The following is a 15,899-nucleotide window of genomic DNA, read 5'->3' as shown; positions in this document are numbered from 1 at the left end:
GTTTTACTTTAAATAATTATTTATTAGATAATCTTTCTTTTTTATTAATGATTTTTTGGTAAATAGATGTGTTCATAAAAATCAAAGCTGTACCGTAAACAAAATCTTCAATTGGAATTGTAAATATTCTGAAATCTAATTGATATTGAACACTATAAGTTACAACAGGCCTCCAGGTTAAGTATCCATTAAAAATTAAAGTAAAGAAAATTACCAGAAGAAGGTAAAGGTAAAATCTTTTTTGGAAAATAATATTTGTGTTCAATAGTTGATCCAACAAAACGGCTAATCCTAAAAAAGATATTGCCAGACCTGTATAATGTTTTCCTGAAATAAAAAACCAAATACCAATAGGGATTAATAAATATAGATAAAGGCGAATTTTATTGATCCACAATAATTCTTTCCCTTCAGATCGTCTAATAATCATTTCCCAGGTAAAAAGACAGGCAAAGGGAACTGAAATAAAAAATAAAATTTCTTCGATTGGGAGATTAAAAAATGTTATCCCCAAGACATACTTATCATTAAAATGCCAATGTGAGTCAGCTACAATCGAATCCCAAATAAGAAAAAATATCGCCGGAATTAATATCGGCACTATTGTGTATTTCCACTTATTTATAAAATAAAAAGGTCTCATTGCTCCAAAGAGCAATGGACCTGCAAAAACAATTATGTTAAAAATTAAATATTCAGTTTTCAATTAAGTTGTTTTTAAAAGTTTAACTTCAAAATAAGATTTAAATAATAGATAAAGCTTATAAAAGTTTGATATCCTTACTCTGGCAGTTAATAATTCTTCAACATCAAGTCTTTTTATTTTTCTGAACAACATATAATAATAAAGGTAAGCAGAATAAACGCCAAGCTTCACTTTGATAGGAAGTTTTTTTATTCCTTTAAGTGCATCACTGAATTCCAAATCGATACCATCCTCAAGTTTCTTTTTGTTTTTATTATTAATTAATTCACGCTCGTGTACTCCGGGTAGATAAATCCTACCTCTTTCATTAATATCTTCCTTAATATCTCTCAAGAAATTTACCTTTTGAAAAGCTGCACCAAGCATTCTGGCTGAGTGTTCAAGTTCTTTGTACTTTTCATCATTTCCGTCTACAAAAACCTTAAGACACATTAAACCCACTACTTCAGCCGAACCATAAATATAATTATCATATTTATTGCTATTGTAAGAAGAACTATACAAGTCCATCTCCATACTTTTTAAAAAAGATTTTATCAATTCAGGATAGATTTTGTATTTGTTCACTGTTTCCTGGAATGCCTGCAAAACCGGGTTTGTAGAAATTCCTTTTTCAATTGCATCCCAAGTATCCTCTTCAAATTTTCTCAGTAATTCTATTTTATCATAATCGTGAAAAGTATCAACAATTTCATCTGCAATTCTAACATAACTGTAAATTGCAAAAATAGGATCTCTGTATTCCGGTGCAAATGCTTTTATGCCCCAGCTAAATGAAGTGCTATAAGAAAGAGTAATCCTCTTGCTTATTTTATAGCTTGTATCTTTATATAGTTGAAAACTCATTTTCAATCCTTTCAGTTACTAATTTCGAACTTATAACAACCATCGGTAATCCTGTTCCGGGCGTAGTAGAAGCCCCAACATAAAATAGGTTAGAAAATTCCTCGTCTTTATTTTTTGGTCTGAACCCGCCAACCTGATTAAGATCGTGTGCAAGCCCTAATCCCGAACCTCTGTACAGATTTAGCATTTTTTCCCAATCATCAGGTGCTAATACTTTTTTAGTTACAATATTTTTTTGAATATCATATCCAATACGTTTGGATAAATCGTCGACAATATTATCTACCAATTCATCTTTGTCTTCCCAGGATTTTTTATATCTTAAATCAGGGACAGGGCAGAGAATAAATAAATTTTCATGATTTTCAGGAGCACAACTTACATCTGATTTTGTGGAAGCATTTACATAATAGTATGGCTTTTGCGGACTAATAGAAGATGTGAAAATACTATCTGCATAATTTCTAAAGTTGCTTCCAAGAAAATAATTATGGTGTAGAAGATTATTAATCTTTCCTTTTACGCCAAGATATATTGTAAGCGGAGCCAATGTCCAGTGCATTTCATCAAGTTTTTCAGAACTAAATTTTTCTCGTTTAAGAACTTTTCCTCTAAAAGAAGCAGCATCGGAGTTCGAAATGAAAATATCAGCTTCCCAGGTTTTTCCATTCTGATCAATCATTTGTGAAACTTTACCATTGTTGTTTCCAACACCAATAATTTCTGTGTCAAACACAAATTTTACATTTCTGGCTTTTAGAATTTTTACCATTTCTTCAACGATGCTATACATACCGTTATTTACACTCCAATAGCCGTTGTGTTTTAATTCAGTATAGCTTAATAATGAATATATTGAAGGTGTTTGAAATGGTGTTGAACCAAGAAAGAATGCAACCAAAGAAAAGATCACCCTTACTTCTTCAGAATCAAAAGTATTTTCAAGTTCCTTCCACATTGTTCTGTATAAATATGGAAGATGCTTTTTAGGAACCTTAGTCAGTTTAAGAAAATAATCTAATTTATTTTTATAATTAGATTTCACAACCATATCTTCTGTATCGTGGAAAAACTCACCGCCCTTATTCAAATACTTTTCGAGTTTTTGGGCTAAATTATTTTCAATCCCGGCAAACTCTTTTTCTAATTTTTGCAGATCCTTAAATATTCCAAAAGGTTTTTCTCTGCCTTCAAAAAATACCTGGTAAATAGGATCAAGCTCTTTCATAATCAATGGATTATCAACACCAGCACTTTTAAACATTTCATCAAATTCATAAGTCATGCTCATAAAAGATGGTCCCATATCAAATCTAAAACCATCTTGCTCAATTATATTAAGTCTTCCACCGGGAGTTGAGTGCTTTTCAAGAACTGTTATATCATAGTCTTTTTTAGAAAGCCTTAATGCTGTGGATAAACCACCCAAACCTGAACCTATGATAATTAGTTTTTTCATTTTATAATTTTATGACCAATGTGTGTATAATAAGATAGTAATTTTATAATTTAGATTCAGTTAATTATATATAGTAAGAGGATACTAACTGCTTTTTTTTCAACAATTTCTATGCATAAATTAGGTGTTATAGTTAACATTTGAACAGTAAAAATCATTTTACTAGCAGTAATCCTTATTGCCAATTTTTCTTATTTAAGTAGATTAATCTTACTTTATTTCAAGAAAATTACTAGCCTTTAGTTCTTAAATGAAAACCCATCTCCCGCTTTAAAAGTTCCATTTATCAGTAAATTATGTTTTATCTGTTTGGATCTGACCTCAATATATAACACTAAAGGGATCAGCAGGAATGTAACTAACAAATAAACGATTCTTAAATTAGCAGTTTTTAATTAAAATCTCTCTTTCCTCAAATTCACAATTCTTGCACTTATGAATGTTTTTTTGTTTTTGCAAGTATTGAGGAAATATTTTTTAGTTTAATATCACAAACATAACTGATAAAGTATATTAAGAGTTTAACCGGATAATTAGAAAACTGTATTCCTCAAGTAAAATACCATGAACAGATTATTGTCATCTATTTAAAACTATTTCATAGGATTATGTTGGGTAAGCGATGCTATACTCAATTCTTTCTCAAAATCCCCCCATCTTTTTATCTATACAGCAAAAGGTAAATAAAACCAATAAATATCCGATAATGAAAGAAAAACATTTTATAAAATGGATTTAGAACAGTTAGAAATACAAGAAACCGAGCAATTAGAGAATCTTTTTGAAAGTAATGCAATTAAGTTTAATAAATTTAAACATACTTACTTCAAAAATTATTTAGGTAAAAACGAATCTTATTTAGATTTTCTAAAAATGGGTTCGCGGCATTTTAGTTTTCAGTTTCAGGAAAACATTGATGAAATATTTCTTAAAAAAGAAAATTCGCCAATGTTTTGGCTTTTAGAATCACCTTTACTAACTACCTGCGAAAAATTATTTATTGAAAATTTAACTGGAAATCAACAATCTGATAGAACTGAGATAAAGAAAAACTTTACTAAATGGGTTATCGCTTCTGAGCCGAGTCAGAGAAAAATGTTTGCAGCATTAACATTAAAAGAAATTAAAAACAGTTCAACTTCATTAACATTTATAGATCTAATTTATCATTCCTTAATATTAATTTTTGAAGAAACTATTCGAAACCCTTATAAGGCGATTGAAGAATTAATAAAAGCACAATTATATGTTGATGAAAGTGCTTTATCGGCAGAAATAAAGAAAGAGTTAATTTACCTAATTCAGCTTTACAAAAGTTTTGCTTTTTTATCAATTGGCAATAATGAAGAAGCGGCTACAGAACTATCGTTTGCAATAAATATTAAAGATAGTGGAATTGTAGCAAGATTTTATTTTGCTTACCTCTCAGCTGTTCAGAAGCGTGAAGATTTTACAAAAGCATTAATAAAAGAGATTCTTAAGTTTGATCTAGATAGGCTTAACTATGCAATTGATTGCAGCAGTATTGTTTCCTTTAATTTCTTTTTAAATAATCCGGTGTTCCCAAATATTTGTTATTATTACGAGTTTGCGCCATTTACAGACTACATCCAGCAAGACCTTATTGAAAATGATTTAGATAGAAAAAGGATTGTGCAAAGTTTAGTTCAGCGTCTAAATCAACTTAGAAAATACGAGTTTGACGAATACTATTCGGATGAGACAAGACATACCATCAAGTTTTTGTATGAATTAAATGAACAGCATGCACATAATCTATCAATCTTTCTAAGTTTAGCAGCCAATTACATTAATGAAAAATTTCATTCTGTTCTGGATGATATCCAATCCAAAATAAAAGAAAAGCTTTATGAAAACTATAATCGAGTAATGGAGCTTTATCAAAAATCTATTGAAGACAGTGAAAATCTTTCTAACCAGTTTAAGCACGAAGTTGACGATATAAAATCAAGCCTGCAAAAAAAACTTGCTACGCAAATAACACAAATTGAAGAATATGTTAAAGATGAACTTTGGGAAGTTGAAGAAAGAAGGAAAAACTTACCGTATCAAAGTTCATTTGATCCAGCGGTTTCGTTTAGGAATTCTATGAGTTACAATGTTGTTGTATCCATAATTGTTTTTATAATTGGCGGTATTGCCGGTTACTTTAACAATTCTAATTATTTTGAAAGTGATTTTTATCTTATGCTCGGCAGAGTAGTTTTAACAGGAGTTAAATGGTCATCACTAACTTTTGTAATCGGATTTTTTATTTCTGCTTTAATTTCCGGATTGGTTTTGTTCGATAGATCCAACGAAAAGCAGAAACTTGAAAAGCGAACTTTGGAATTGCAGAAACAAAAAGAGATGAGTCTTGATATGCTGAAGAAAGAAGCTGAGCAAAAACAAAAAGCATTATCTGAGGGATACATTGAAAGGATAGAATCACATAAGCGAAAAATTGAAGAGACAAAACGAGAAAAAGAACGCCAGGAACCAATACTTATCGCGGAAGCCGAAAAGCTTTTATCCCCATTCACAGAAAAACTTAACCCGCTTTACCTTAATTAATATTGGCTATAATTAGCCAATACTATCCGAATTAAAGCAGCTTCTAGAAAAATTCTTTGTCGTTTTATTTCATTTTTAACATCAATATATGGCATTACTATTGTCTTAGTTAGTGAAAAACAAAGAAATATGGAAAAGATAAACCTTTAATAATCGGTTTAACCCGAGTCCGAAATGAATCATTAATAATAAAAGAAACTCTCGATCACTTGTCAGGATTCTGCACAGGCGGAATTTTTGTTTATGATGATTGTTCAACAGATGATACTGTGCTAATTTGCAAATCACATCCAAATGTAAAAAAAATAATTCAAGGTTCATTTTGGGATAAAGATAGAGCCAAGGCAGAATTTGAAAATAGACAATTACTTTTATTGGAAGCGAAAAATATGCAAAACCAAATGATTGGTTAGTTTATTTGGATGCTGATGAAAGAATTGAATTTGATTGGAGTCTTGTAAAAACTTTGATGATGATGTTATTGCTGTTAGAATGAAGCTCTTTGATTTTTATATCACTTCCGAAGATATTGACAAAAAATATTTTGAAAGAAAATGGTTAGGACCCGAATTTAGAGAAATTATAATAGCGTTTAAAAATTCTAATGAACTTTGTTATAAGCATGCAGATCAAAGGGAAGTTTCTTTGGGTAAAGGAACAATAGAAAATTTAGGTTATGTAAGACACTATGGTAAAGCCATTTCGGTTGAAGAATGGGAGAAAACTTGCGATTACTATGGAAAACATTTTCCTCAGTACTCAGAAAAATGGGAAAAGAGAAAAGGTAAAGCAGTTCATAATGGAGTTTCTGATTTTGGAAATAAATTAATTTCCTGGAAAGAAAAGAGCAGAAAGGATTCCTATTGGTGGCAGGACAAACAAACAAAAGCTTAAAAATCTTAATTACAAATCATCATTTACTAAAATTTCAAGGAACTGAAGTTTATACTTTATTGCTATCAACCATGCTTAAAAATTTGGGTCATCAGATTTTTGTTTACTCTAAGTATTTAGGAAATGATGTTAAAATTAAATTTGATGAAGCCGGTATCCCTATTGTGGAAGATTTAGAAAGTTATCAAGATATTGAATTTGACATTGCCTATATTCATCATAATATAAATGCAATAGAAGTAAGAAATATTTTAAATATTTACCTATAGTATTTATTTCACACGGTGTCATCCCATTTATAGAGCAACCCCAGTAGTTGATTTAGAAATATCAAGATTTGTTGCAGTAAGTGAAGAGGTTAAAGAAAATTTAATGACCAACAATATACCAGAAGAAAAAATTCTAGTGATTAGAAATCCAATTGACGAAAATTTTTTTTCCCCCGAAACACCAATGAATTTCCGCGCAAGGCTTTAGTTCTATCTAATAAAATTACCCCAGATCATCTTTCTATTATAATAGGTGCTTGTAGTCTTTAGAAATTAAACTGGAGATAATTGGAGATAAAGGCCAAAATGGCGATCAAGATTTTGTCCGAGTGCGATATTAAATTCTGATATAATTTTTCATTGGGAAGAGGTGCGTTAGAAGCAATGTTTTGTGAAAGAGCAGTTATTGTTTTTGATTATCAAGGTGGTGACGGTTTAGTAACCGAAAATAATTTCGAAGAAATTATTAAATGTAATCTATCAGGTAGAAGATTTAAAAAGCAATATAACGTAATGGAAATGGTAAATGAAATTAAAAAATATAATTTGAATAGTGTTCGAAAAGTTAAGGAACTTGTGTTAAAATATTATTCGTCAAATAAAGTTATTAATGAATTATTAAGTGTCTATGAAACAGAAATTAATAATAAAAGAGATTTAGAAAATTAATTTTAAGATAATTGGTAATGTTGTAAAAATTATTAAGGAAGTTCGACATTATTCTCAAAACATTGAACAAAAACAATTTCTAATTGGTTTACCAAATGATACAACAAAATCAAAAAATACGAGAAAAATAAAAATAGGTTTTCTTACAGCTGATTTTTTTTCAGCTTGCCCTTTTCTACGTGTAACTACGATTCTATATGAACTTCAAAGACAAAATCAAATTGAATTTATAAATTTAATTGATCTTGAAAAGCTACATTCATTAACGAATTTCAATTCAATTCGAAATTTTATAATAGTTGATAATCTTAAGAAATTAGACATTGTTGTGGTTCAACGCGAATTTGCTGTAACAATACCATTTAAAGAGCTAAAAAAAATAATTGGAAATTCAAAAGTAAAAATTGTTTATGAAATAGACGACAATTTGATAAGTCTATATCCAGCCCATCCTTTTTATGAATTGTATAATTCAAAAAAGGAATATTATCTAGATTACTTAAAAAATTCAGATTTAATTACAGTAACTACAAATTCCTTACGTGAAGATTTTGTAAATATAATTCAAAAATTGCAATTCTGCCTAACTATATTGATACAAGTGTTTGGGGAAATGAGTATAAGATCAAAAAGGCAAACAATAAAATAAAGATTCTCTTTAGCGGAAGTAAAACACATTTAAATGACTTGATGTTAATAGAAGATGCAATTATTGAAATTTATTCAAGGTTTCCAAGAACAAGTTGAGTTTTTATTTTGGGAGATATAACAGAAAGAATAGAAAAACAATGTAATGTTAGTAAGTAACCAAACATTTTAACAATTATTCTGATTATGCAAATCATTTTAAAATCGCTTAATATAGATATAGGTTTAATTCCGCTTAAAAAATAAATTTAACGCATCCAAATCAAATATTAAGTGGTTGGATTATTCTGCTGCTGGGATTGCGTCAATTTTAAGTGATGTTGAAGCATATAATTCTTCTGTAATAAATGAAATTAATGGGATATTAGTTAAGAATGATACAACCTCTTGGATTAAAGCTATCGAAGATTTAATCATTAATTCAAGGAAAAGAGAAATAATTTCAGAAAACGCAAGAGAAGTTGTTCTATCACAACATTCGATTCAAAAAAATGCAGCAAAATGGTATTTGTATTATAAGAACCTTATTAGCACATCAATAGAAAACCCAATCAAGATATCTATTATTATTCCAACATTTAACTCACTTGATTACACAAAAAAATTTATTGATTCGTTTTATAAAAATCAACTTAATCCCACAGATGAAGAATTAATAATTGTTGATAATAATAGTATGGATGATACAAAAGAGTATATAAAGGGATTGGAAAAACAAAAAGAAATTTTAGAATTATTTATAACGACAAAAATCTTGGGTTCCCCAAAGCCATCAATCAAGGAATTCAAGCAGCAAAAGGTAAATACATTCTAATTGCAAACAACGATATTGTTGTTACAGAAGGCTGGCTTGAAAGATTGATTAAGGTTGCTGAATCAGAAAATAGTATTGGTATTGTTGGTCCGATTAGTAATGAAGTAAGCGGTGTTCAAAAAGACAAAGAAGCTAATTACAAATCAATTAATGAGATGCACATCTATGCAAAATCAATTAAAGAGAAAAACAAAGACAAATATTTCCAGTTTCCTAGAGTGGCATTTTTATGCACGCTTATTAAACGAGAAGTAATAGAAAAAATCGGTGGACTTGATGAGCGATTTACCCCAGGAAATTTTGAAGATGACGATTACTGTTTACGCACTCAGTTGGCTGGATTCAAAACGGTAGTAGCGCAAGATGTTTTTATTCATCATTTCGGTTCCAAGAGTTTTAAGGCTGAAGGTGAGAAAAAATATGCTGAAAGATTAAAAACGAATCGAGGAATATTTGTTAATAAATGGGGCGCTGATCCAGATGAAATATGGTTAAGGAATAAGTCTTTCAATCATCAGAGAAGCTTGTTTATTTCAATTGACAGAGATGATTTTGTTAAAAGATTCAAACGCGCCCAAAATAATATTAAAGATAAAGAGTTTGATTTAGCATTAAATAATATCGAATCGGCAGTAAAACATTTTGAATCTTCTGACAATGCAGTTTCAATAATCTCGAAAGAAGATTTATTAATGCTTGCAGCAAATATTTCATTAGTTGTTAAAGATCTTGAAAAAGCTAAATTCTATTTTGAAGAAGCACTTAAACTTAATCCAGCTTCTTCAGATGCTTGCTTTGGATTGGGCCAAGTCTTCTATCAGACAGAAATGTTTGAGGAATCAAAAACTATGATTGAATGGGCTGTTAAAAATAATCCTGAAAATGCAAAAGCTGTTGAAGCTCTTAAATCTGTAAATGAAGTTTTATCATTACCAGAAAACCATAATTCGCTTTTGGAAAGCCTTGTTGAACAAGTTGAAGTTGAAAAATAACAGATGCCAACACTTAGCTTAAGTATGATTGTAAAGAATGAAGAAAGACATCTTGCAAGATGTCTTTCTTCGGTTAAAGATGTTGTTGATGAGATTGTTATTGTTGATACCGGTTCAACCGATAATACAATAGAGATTGCTGAATCCTTTAATGCAAAGATTTTTCATTTTGATTGGGTAAATGATTTTTCCGCAGCGAGAAATTTTGCTTTAACTAAATGTATCGGTAACTGGATTCTATATCTTGACGCTGATGAAGAAAATGAACCATGATTCTATTGAGGAAGTTAAAAAGTATAAATCACACGCTCCTGCTGGAGTTTACTGCAGCGTTAAAAGTATTGGCACTTCCGATGTAAATGGAAGTGTTATGAGATATCCTCGATTGTTTGCAAATTTTCCGGGAGTTGAGTTTGTAGGTAAGGTTCACGAACAAGTAGTTGACTCTCTGAAAAAAAATAAAATTCCATTGATTGACTCTGAAATAGAAATCATACATCACGGTTATGCAATTGATGAAGGTGTTTTGAAACAAAAAAAAGAAAGAAACCTTTCACTGCTTTTTATCTAACGAAAATAAAAAAAGCAAATGTTTATGATAGTTTAAAGTTAATCCAAACACTTATTTCATTAGATAAATTTGATGAAGCAGAGCTGCGGATAAACAGATTAATTAAAGGTAAATCACTTGCAGTTAATTATCTTAGTTTAGCCTTGTTTTATAAAGCTCAGATTAAGTTTGAAAGGAATGAATTGCAAACCGCTTTAGAGCTCGCATTAAAATCCTTCAAAAATCTAAAAGAAAAACCAGAACTTAGCTATCTTATTTATGTCATCTTTTGAAGAGCAGAAAATTTTAATGAAGCGCTTAAATATATTTTGTTGACAGTAGATGCAAATAAAAATTTACTTGATTGTAAATCAAAAATTGAAAGCGAAAATATTTTAGATCAAATTGATCTGTATCTGCGGGCAATAAATTTACATCTAAAATTAAATTGTAAAGATGATGCTGAAAAATATTAATCGATTTAACTGATTTTATTTCAAACAATAAGAACATCAACAAGGAAATTGTACAATCGTTGATTGAAAATCTTTTAATAAAAATTCTGTTAAAGATTTTGATTCCGAATTATTAAAAAAATTATTCAGCCAAAACATTTAAGCACTGTAATTGAGATAATTAAAAATTGTAAAGATGAAATCTCAACTATTAATGTGATTGACGTATTACTAAAAGTATTCCCAGAATCATCAACTCTTTATAAAAAACCTTGCACAGATTTATACCGATTCAGAATCATTTAAAAGCTCTTGAGTTGTTTAATAAATCTTTACAATTTGAAAATGATCCTGCGGTTTACATCAATTTAATTTCTATTTACATTACACAAAATGATTATGAGAGCGTAAGCCAATGCTTTTACAGCCTGCAAGCTAATTGTTCAGACAAGCCTCAAATCAAGCAAAAAATCGATTTATTGAAAGAAAAACTCAATCCAATCCTAAAAAACTCAGAATCATATCAACCTGCATAAAAAATTATTTATAAAACCTCTAAACAAATTATTACCGACTACGATAATCTAACAGAACACAAAAAGGTTCTTTTAATAAACAACATTAACAAACAATCAAGCAAAGGATGCTTGATTAAAATAACACGGAGGTTCTCTCATAGGCTTTTCAAATTAACACCAACCTTGATGCATTTATGCACAACGCACTTTCAAAAGTTAGTGCTCAAACAAACAAAGCACAGTTACGTCTTGCTACAATGAAAGATCAACAGTGTAGGCGACGATACTTCTGGTTTTAAAGTTGGAAAAGAATTAGAAGCAGGTAACTTGAAAATGAAAGCTCAGTTGAATAACATTTCTTCAGGTAAGAACTGGTTATCAACCGCTGAATCTGCTTTAATACTTGTTGACGACAAATTAAATCAGATTATTGCTAAACAAGAAGACGCAAAAGACCCATTAAAGAGTCAAGAAAGTCTTCAAAAAGACGTTAAAAGCAATTGCAGACGAAATTCAGAGTATTCTTTCTAATACAAAGATCAACGGAACAGACGTTCTTGCAAGTACAAGCAGTTCATTTGGCTCTGGCGGATCTGCTTCATCTGTTATTAACATCGGTGCTCAAGTTGATATGACGACAACCAGACAGCTTTAGATGCGGTAAAAAGCTGGTGATGCTGGATCATTAACTCAAGCAGTAACTGATTTCCAAGCTGATATTAAAACAGCTTTAGGTTACATGGTAACTACAGTCAAACTTTTGCGTCAAGAGAAGAATATCTTACAGCTTCAATTGCTAATAACACGGCATTGATTTCAAGTCTGTTCGATGCAGATATGGCAATGGAACAATTGAATGCAACTAAAGGTCAGATAGGAACACAAATTGGGACAGCAATGTTAGGTACACTTAACGCAGCTCCACAAAGTCTTCTATCTTTATTTAGATAATCTTTAAATAAGTAACTGGGTGTTCCCCTGAGGAAATTTCTTCGGGGGTATTTTTAAGAAAGAACTGGGAAAAATAAAAAATGTATCAAGCTACTATGCTAAATAAAAGTAAACTTAATCCTTATCTAACAAATCAGATTCTTAATGCTTCTCTTGGAACAACTTTTTATTAAAGTTTTTGATTTTGCCGTTGTTCACGCCGAAAGAAAGATATGATTAAAACAAATAATGCAATTCAAGAGTTAATAGGATTTCTAAGATTTGATGATGAAAGCTATAAAGATCTTGCAATAAACTTGATAAAACTTATCAGTTCTGCCAGGATCAGGCACGAAAAGGAAATTTTGAATAGTTACAACAATATTATCCGAACTAAGAGATAGCTGGATAAAAGCAATTGAAAACAAATAGGTTTTGCAATGGCTTATGATCTTTTAACAACTTCGGGATAAATTCATTAGTGTATAGCTACACAAGCAATGAATCTCAAAAAAGTATTTACCTCTTGGAAACACGTAAAACAAAGTAGTCAAGTATCTCCAATATTTACTCAGGCTTATTAATAAAAGTTGATGCACTCCAAGAGTAAAATGTCTATTTTAAAAGCAACTGGAACTTCATCTGCGTTTGCAGTAAAAAAGCAACCTCAAGCAACACAACAGCCGTTACGGTAAGTGCAAGTACTGCTGCTCAAAAAGGAGCTTTTGCTCTTCGCGTAAATCAACTTGCAAAAAATGATTTAGTTGTTTCCTTAGATAAAAATCTGCAGATTTTTCCTCAATCACAACACCAGGGACTTATACTTTTGCAATAAAAGGTGGTGATGGTGAAGGTGGGCAGTTCACAAGTAATGTTTCAGTCTGCTTGAAGCAAGTGATTTTACTGATGGAAATATATCCTTTGAAGATCTTTCTAGCATTGTTACCAAAGCTATAAATAATGATAAAGCAGTTGTTACATCCACTTCTGTTTCCGGCGGTACTTTATCTGCGGATCGTTTACTTTTAATATGAATGGAACTGAAACAACAGATTATTCCATAGGACTTATGATGAGATAATTGACAGCATTATAACACAGTTAGATAATGTTTCCGGATTAGCTGCAGAAAAAAGTTGTTGATGGTTTCAAAAGTTAATTAAAATTAACTGTAACTGATTCCAACAAATATGTTTCTAATGTGGTGATACAGGCACTACCGCTTTCTGGACTTGGAATTCCTGCTTGATAAAGAAAAAGGCGCTTCCAGAATTGTTTCGGCAATTCTTTTTCTCCCTCAAACGGTTTAGCGTACTGATTTCATTAACTGCAAAAAACTCCGGAGCCGATTTTAAGATTGGAAGATCTTTCAGATTTATCTGGTGGCATCCTTGGTGAATTTGGTTTTCAATCTTGGAAGGCCAATAGGAGCCGCATTCGTACAAAAATGAAAACGGATAGGATGCAGCGGATATGTTCACAATTTATCTTTACAAATTCTAAACTAACTTTTAACGGGTCAAACATTGAACGAAACTCAAATAGTATTACTGATGTTGTTGCAGGAGTAACTCTTAATTTAAAATCTGTAATGGCTATCGATGAAAATGAAGTAACCGTTGATACTGCAAATGATGTAAGTTCTGTAAAGACAAAATTGATGAGTTTATAACTTCTTTTAATGATGTTTGCAATTATATAAAAACAAACACTACTTCAAAGCGACGGAATTAGAGGAGCATTGGTGATGCCTCGGGCAGCTCATTGCTAAGTTTCTATGTTCAACCGCATATTCACCTATCGGCGGATTGGGTTCTGGAACAATTAATTCACTTACAGAAATGGGTATTACATTTAACAGCACCACTGGTCTGTCGATTACTGATTCAGATCAATTGAACAATGCATTCAGAAAATAATATGGAAGAAGTTGAACAAACTTTATTTCAGATTCGGAATAGGTAAAATCTTTATAATAAATTATCACTACACAGGTTACAAAGGGTATCTTACAAATAGAAAAAACACAATTGATACTAACGTTGGAACCCTTGGGATTCGATAACTAAAATCAGAACAAAGATTGATAAAGATGCCGAAGTGCTTAGAAATAGATATATCCAATTGCAAATTCAACTTAGCTCGCTATTGTCCTCAACAGGTTCATTTGGATCTGATCTTTTCCTAAAAGATGGAGCAGTAATTAATCAATACAATCAAATAGAGGAAGTTGAAAACTTAAGCGAAGTTTTTTGAGGATCTTAGCACTTTAACTGGAAGAAAATTTTGATGAAAATTTGCATCAGCGAAACAAAAAAATGAAAGCTGCAACTAAGAATAAAAGTTGTAAAACGGTCAAAAATCGGTAATAATTTCAGGCCATCAAAAAAATTGTACAAATGGCTAAATATATTTGTAGTAGAGTACGATAATGTAAACAAAGATGGGCTAATAAGCTCAAAGTGGTTCAGAAAGATAGAACTTAATCAGAACCAGAAAAAATAACGATCTACAATAGGTAAGGTTGCGTAAATCAGAAAAGTATTATCATCATTTATCATTGTTAGACAAAAGTTGGAAAGCCATCGGTAAAAAATCCTGATGTATCTAAAAAGATAAAATTGAAATTTCTAAACAAGCAATAGCAATGCAAAGTACAAGTGAAACAAAAAACTTAGCGGAAATCCACAGAAGAAGATAGACAGCGGTTTTTATAACTCTGATGAAGTGCTTAGCAAGCAGTTGCAGACTATTTTTAAAGGAGATCCGGTAAGTAAGGGCTACTACCGATCTGCTATTTTCCTCTCGTAATACTTCTTTTATTGGGATATAATGTTTTGTATTACTAACAAATAATTTTCAGTTTATCAGTTTCATTTTGCGGATGAGATGAGTAGAATACGACATACTCAATAATAAACTTCAAATTGCTTGGTAAACTTTCATGAAGTCTTGTTCACGAAATTAGAAATCCACTCTTTGCACTAAAACTTAATTTAGATTATCTCTCTCAACAATGCGTTCACAAATTTCTGATGACGCTGCAGAAAGTATTCAATCATGTTCGGAGCAACAGATAGAATGATGTTTCTTATTCAGAATTTTTCTGACTTTTCTAAAAACATAATCTTGAAACAGAATTATGTTCTATTAATGATGTAACCCAAATAGCTGTAAATAATATGCAAAGTAATGCTTGCAGAATTAATATGTTATTGAAACTGAACTGGGAGCTTCAATCTGCCATTTATTTATTTTCAAAAGATAAATTATTACAGGTGTTTTTAAATCTTATTACTAATGCTATTGAAGCTGAAAACTCAGAAATACTATCTTTGTAAGATCTTATATGGATGATGATAATGAAAAAAAGTAGTCTGTTGGGAAGTGGAGGATAATGGTATCGGCATTGAAGACGATCATAAAGAAAAAAAATATTTGAAGATTTTTTATACAAGTAAAAAACAGGGTACAGGACTTGGTCTTAGTGTTTGTAAAAACTTTTAAATGGGTTTAATGCAGAAATTGATTTTAAGTATACTTACGAACAGGGATCGAAAGTTCTTTATAAAATT

At 30.6% G+C, this 15,899-nt stretch carries 17 protein-coding genes and 1 pseudogene; 15 read left to right on the top strand and 3 right to left on the bottom strand.

The window, feature by feature from the left end; all coding sequences use genetic code 11:
- Positions 1–16 precede the first annotated feature (16 nt).
- Genes IPJ23_17370 through crtI form a run of 3 tightly spaced genes read right to left on the bottom strand, consistent with a single transcriptional unit; the run spans position 17 to position 3,011 of the window.
- Positions 17–706 (bottom strand): lycopene cyclase domain-containing protein, encoded by a 690-nt coding sequence (locus tag IPJ23_17370; protein ID MBK7632434.1) that lies wholly within the window; start codon positions 704–706, stop codon positions 17–19.
- Positions 707–1,552 (bottom strand): phytoene/squalene synthase family protein, encoded by an 846-nt coding sequence (locus tag IPJ23_17365; protein MBK7632433.1) that lies wholly within the window; start codon positions 1,550–1,552, stop codon positions 707–709.
- A complete protein-coding gene (gene crtI / locus IPJ23_17360) occupies positions 1,533–3,011 on the bottom strand; it encodes a phytoene desaturase (protein ID MBK7632432.1) in 1,479 nt (492 codons plus the stop codon). The genes IPJ23_17365 and crtI overlap by 20 nt, the downstream gene beginning before the upstream one ends.
- A 729-nt stretch (positions 3,012–3,740) precedes the next feature.
- On the opposite strand from crtI, the gene IPJ23_17355 reads away from it, so the two are divergent.
- The 15 genes and pseudogenes from IPJ23_17355 (at position 3,741) to IPJ23_17285 (ending at position 15,831) form a co-directional block, all read left to right on the top strand.
- Complete coding sequence (locus IPJ23_17355) at positions 3,741–5,585, top strand: hypothetical protein (GenBank protein ID MBK7632431.1); 1,845 nt, start codon at positions 3,741–3,743, stop codon at positions 5,583–5,585.
- A 209-nt stretch (positions 5,586–5,794) separates the two neighbouring features.
- A complete protein-coding gene (locus IPJ23_17350; protein ID MBK7632430.1) occupies positions 5,795–5,998 on the top strand; it encodes a hypothetical protein in 204 nt (67 codons plus the stop codon).
- Positions 5,999–6,077: 79 nt separating this feature from the next.
- Complete coding sequence (locus tag IPJ23_17345) at positions 6,078–6,479, top strand: hypothetical protein (GenBank protein MBK7632429.1); 402 nt, start codon at positions 6,078–6,080, stop codon at positions 6,477–6,479.
- Positions 6,452–6,748, top strand: a complete 297-nt coding sequence (locus IPJ23_17340) for a hypothetical protein (protein MBK7632428.1) — start codon at positions 6,452–6,454, stop codon at positions 6,746–6,748. Before IPJ23_17345 ends, IPJ23_17340 begins: the two co-directional genes overlap by 28 nt.
- A 384-nt stretch (positions 6,749–7,132) precedes the next feature.
- Entirely contained in the window at positions 7,133–7,417 is a 285-nt protein-coding gene (locus IPJ23_17335) for a hypothetical protein (protein ID MBK7632427.1), read from the top strand.
- A 925-nt stretch (positions 7,418–8,342) separates the two neighbouring features.
- On the top strand, positions 8,343–8,879 hold the full coding sequence (locus IPJ23_17330; GenBank protein ID MBK7632426.1) for a glycosyltransferase: 537 nt from the start codon (positions 8,343–8,345) through the stop codon (positions 8,877–8,879).
- 44 nt (positions 8,880–8,923) lie between these two features.
- Positions 8,924–9,871 carry a hypothetical protein gene (locus IPJ23_17325; GenBank protein ID MBK7632425.1) on the top strand — a complete coding sequence of 316 codons (948 nt, stop codon included), beginning with the start codon at positions 8,924–8,926 and terminating at the stop codon, positions 9,869–9,871.
- Positions 9,872–9,874: 3 nt separating this feature from the next.
- Entirely contained in the window at positions 9,875–10,144 is a 270-nt protein-coding gene (locus IPJ23_17320) for a glycosyltransferase family 2 protein (protein MBK7632424.1), read from the top strand.
- Positions 10,134–10,442: a hypothetical protein gene (locus tag IPJ23_17315; protein MBK7632423.1), complete on the top strand. Its 309-nt coding sequence runs from the start codon at positions 10,134–10,136 to the stop codon at positions 10,440–10,442. Before IPJ23_17320 ends, IPJ23_17315 begins: the two co-directional genes overlap by 11 nt.
- Before the next feature lie 706 nt (positions 10,443–11,148).
- A complete protein-coding gene (locus IPJ23_17310) occupies positions 11,149–11,412 on the top strand; it encodes a hypothetical protein (GenBank protein ID MBK7632422.1) in 264 nt (87 codons plus the stop codon).
- Between the two features lie 176 nt (positions 11,413–11,588).
- Positions 11,589–12,345 (top strand): annotated as a pseudogene (locus IPJ23_17305) (flagellar biosynthesis protein FliC).
- A gap of 212 nt (positions 12,346–12,557) precedes the next feature.
- Positions 12,558–12,728 carry a hypothetical protein gene (locus IPJ23_17300; GenBank protein MBK7632421.1) on the top strand — a complete coding sequence of 57 codons (171 nt, stop codon included), beginning with the start codon at positions 12,558–12,560 and terminating at the stop codon, positions 12,726–12,728.
- Between the two features lie 236 nt (positions 12,729–12,964).
- Positions 12,965–13,159 carry a hypothetical protein gene (locus tag IPJ23_17295; protein ID MBK7632420.1) on the top strand — a complete coding sequence of 65 codons (195 nt, stop codon included), beginning with the start codon at positions 12,965–12,967 and terminating at the stop codon, positions 13,157–13,159.
- A gap of 522 nt (positions 13,160–13,681) precedes the next feature.
- Positions 13,682–13,996, top strand: coding sequence for a flagellar filament capping protein FliD (gene fliD, locus IPJ23_17290; GenBank protein MBK7632419.1), 315 nt, complete (start codon positions 13,682–13,684; stop codon positions 13,994–13,996).
- A 1,715-nt stretch (positions 13,997–15,711) separates the two neighbouring features.
- Positions 15,712–15,831 (top strand): HAMP domain-containing histidine kinase, encoded by a 120-nt coding sequence (locus tag IPJ23_17285; GenBank protein ID MBK7632418.1) that lies wholly within the window; start codon positions 15,712–15,714, stop codon positions 15,829–15,831.
- The last annotated feature ends 68 nt before the right edge of the window (positions 15,832–15,899 follow it).

Source organism: Ignavibacteriales bacterium (assembly GCA_016709765.1).
GTDB lineage: Bacteria > Bacteroidota > Ignavibacteria > Ignavibacteriales > Ignavibacteriaceae > IGN3.
The sequence above is the reverse complement of the archived record's forward strand: the minus strand, read 5'-3'. Positions and strand labels throughout refer to the sequence as shown.